We start from the raw sequence: 3301 nt of genomic DNA on the forward strand, positions 1-3301 counted from the left end.
ATAGAAAGATATATTAATGACCCGCATCATAGTTGAGAATATTGGCAGCGGTTAAAACCGCACGGGTAGGCTTTCCCCCGCGCTCTAAAGAGACGCGGCTCCCAGCCTTCCCGCAATCCCCTTGTGGGATCTAAAAGTGCAAGAACAGGAAATAGCAACGTTTAGCGGAAATTTCCCCTCGTTTAGAAGTTATTCATCAACAAGAACAATCACTAAGTAGTGAGACAGAATTAATTACACAATGTCATTGCGTAAACGTTGCGTGGCGTTAGCCATATGGAACAAAGTGAAATGAAGCAATTCCAAGGGTTGTGATTGCTTCCCTTCGCTCGCAATGACTGTAAATATTTTTGTCCAATTACTTATTACAAGAAGCTGCTAAACTCATAAAATCAGATTCACAAAATACTATTAATCATGCCAACGGTGAGGAGACATCTGTTTAATTATCTCATCTTCATAACCAGATACAAACTTAGCAAACCGGACAGCTAAAGGAGGAACAAAAATAAAAGGACTAGTAAAACCTGAAAATATATGCAGTCCTGAAAATTCAGAAATAGCACCAATTAAAGGTAATTTATCCTGAGTAAATGCGACTAAACAATGATGCCATATTCCTAGTACATTTCCTAAACTTGGTAATATTTTCGTGATGCTTTCTCGTAACCATTGTTCACTTGCTGCTGAGTTAATTTCTGCTTGCGGATTTACTAAAAATCGGCTAACTTGACCTAAGCGCAAACTACCGTCCAACAATTGCACCACACCAACATCTAAAATTGGTGGTAGTATTTCAGTATCTGGGTTATCCCATAATTCATCAATTTGAGTAGATTCTGCTTCTAATTGAAATCTTTGCAAATTTGCTGGTGATACTAAGGTATGTAATTTAATATCCAAAGGTGGTGTTTCAATAATTTCTGCATGAGAAAAATATATTTTCGCAGTAATACCCATTGATTTTAGTAATTTTCGACTAATTCCTCCAGCACAAATAACAACATTATCACCATAAAAAGTAGTGGTATTTGTTTTCACACCTGTACATTTTTTGGAAGGTGTCGTGATCAATTCTAAAAAATTCCCAAATTCAATTTCTCCTCCTAAATTTACCATAGCTTGAATGTAAGCTTGAGTAATTTTTTCTGGGTGAACATGACCATGTTTAACAGTTAATGCACCAGATATGACTTGAGGATTTAATAAAGGTTCTAATTCACAAGCTTCTTGAATAGTAATTAACCGCGGAGGAGTCAAAACTTCTTGATAAGATTGAAGCATAATTTCAGGATTCATATCCACAGGAATAGTCATTAATAAATCTAATTCCCGAAATTGAGTATCTGCATTTAATTCCTGTGATAAGATACGGTAACGGGTAATACCTTCCTCACATAATTGTTGTGTAATTGGTGTTTTTCCTGACCAAAAACTAATTCCACCATAACTATAACGAGTAGCATTTTGAGATATTTCATATTGTTCTAACAAAAGGACAGAAAATCCGATTTTTGTTAGTTCATAAGCAAGTGCAGCACCAGTAATTCCCGCACCAATAACAATCCAGTCATAAATTTTCATAATTTCGATATTTAAGATTTAAAATAAATTACACCACAATACAGTTAAGTTAAAAATGCTTTTTCTCTGTGTCCTCTGTGCCTCTGCGGTTTGTTTTAAAAAAGAGTTTTATTCCTAACAGAAACCTATTGAACTATACCATATTTTTCTAAAATTGCTGCAACCCGTAAAATTAAAGCTTCATTATAGGGTGCTGCTATTAATTGTACTCCTAAAGGTAAATAATTTTCTTGATGAATAGGAACAGATAAAACAGGTAAACCAATAAAAGATAATGGTTGAGTGAATAAACCCAAATGAGGACGAATCAGAATTTCCTCACCATTTAATATCATAGTTTGTTGACCAATTAAGGGCGCAGTAATGGGTGTTGTCGGGGCAATAATTATATCTACATTTGCAAATATTTCTCTAACTTGATTTCGATACCATTTTCTAAACCGCTGCGCTTGCAAATACCAACTACTAGGAATTAATGCACCTGCTAAAAAACGATCTCGCGTCGCAAAATCAAAGTCTTGGGGACGGCTTTTTAATTTATCTAAATGTAAATTCGCTCCTTCACAAGCGGTAATGATAAAAGCCGCAGCACGGGCAATTTTTGTTTCGGGAATAGTTATATGTTCACTTACATTTAAAGCATTAGCCACCTTGAGAACGGCTTCCAAAGCCTCTATATCTGCATTTTGGGTAAAATAATCATCGGCGATCGCAATTCTCAAATTAGAGATATCATGATTTATTTGTGGTAAACATTTAGAAATCGGACGTTTTGTACAAACTGGATCTTTTTCATCTTCACCCTGCAAAACATCAAAAATTGTGGCAATATCTCGGACTGAATTAGCAAAATGACCGATATGATCTAAACTACTAGAAAATAATTTTACACCTGCACGGGATAACCTGCCATAAGTAGGTTTAAACCCAAAAACACCACATAAAGCCGCAGGAACACGAATAGAACCGTTAGTATCTGAACCCAAAGTAAAAGGAACTAAACCCCCAGCAACCGCAGCAGCAGAACCACCAGAAGAACCTCCCGCAACACGGTTTAAATCATGGGGGTTATGAGTTGTGCCATAATGGGCATTTTCTGTGACAAATCCATAAGCATATTCATCCATATTTAACGCCCCAACTAGTACCGCACCAGCTTTTTTTAATCTCTTAATTGCGGTTGCATCTTGGGTAGCGGGGGGATTTTCAGCATTGATTTTTGCCCCTGCTAATGTTGTTAAACCTGCAATATCAAATAGGTTTTTCACTGCAAAAGGTACACCAGCTAAAACACCGGGATTTTTCCCTCCTGCAATTTCTTGATCAATATTTGCTGCATCTTGTAAAGCTGTTTCTGTGGTAATAGTTGTAAAGCAATTTAATTGATTATTTCTATCAGCAATTCTAGTTAATGCAGCTTGGGTAATATCCACTGCGCTAATTTTACCTGATAACACATTTTCGGCGATAGATACAGCATCTTTCATGGTTCATTTATGGTTCAAAAATAGGTGCAATTTCCATTGATTCTGGCAAAGGGAAGTTATTGACAATTTCAGCGATATCTTTGATTTTCTCAAAATTGGCAATTACACTATTTTTGTATTCATCATTTATTGGTAAATCCAATAATAACGACATTTGATGAACATATTCTTGAATTTGCAAATTATTATTTTCCATCTTTGTAGGGTGAACAATGCCCCTGTCTCTTATA

The 3301-nt window shown here is 35.8% G+C and carries 3 protein-coding genes; all 3 read right to left on the minus strand.

From position 1 onward, the window contains the following. Window positions 1-411: 411 nt before the first annotated feature. Window positions 412-1584, minus strand: coding sequence for an FAD-binding oxidoreductase (locus IQ228_RS23550; protein WP_193964631.1), 1173 nt, complete (start codon window positions 1582-1584; stop codon window positions 412-414). A gap of 125 nt (window positions 1585-1709) precedes the next feature. Next, on the minus strand, window positions 1710-3071 hold the full coding sequence (locus IQ228_RS23555; protein ID WP_193964633.1) for an AtzE family amidohydrolase: 1362 nt from the start codon (window positions 3069-3071) through the stop codon (window positions 1710-1712). 7 nt (window positions 3072-3078) lie between these two features. After that, a partial coding sequence (locus IQ228_RS23560; protein WP_370566937.1) for a DUF4089 domain-containing protein occupies window positions 3079-3301 on the minus strand: 223 nt, incomplete at its 5' end.

The sequence above is a fragment of the Dolichospermum sp. LEGE 00246 genome (assembly GCF_015207865.1).
GTDB lineage: Bacteria > Cyanobacteriota > Cyanobacteriia > Cyanobacteriales > Nostocaceae > Dolichospermum > Dolichospermum heterosporum.

Excerpts from the sequence above, each read along its gene's own strand:
- IQ228_RS23555 (WP_193964633.1), bottom strand. The coding sequence starts at position 3,071 with ATGAAAGATGCTGTATCTATCGCCGAAAATGTGTTATCAGGTAAAATT.
- IQ228_RS23550 (WP_193964631.1), bottom strand. The coding sequence starts at position 1,584 with ATGAAAATTTATGACTGGATTGTTATTGGTGCGGGAATTACTGGTGCT.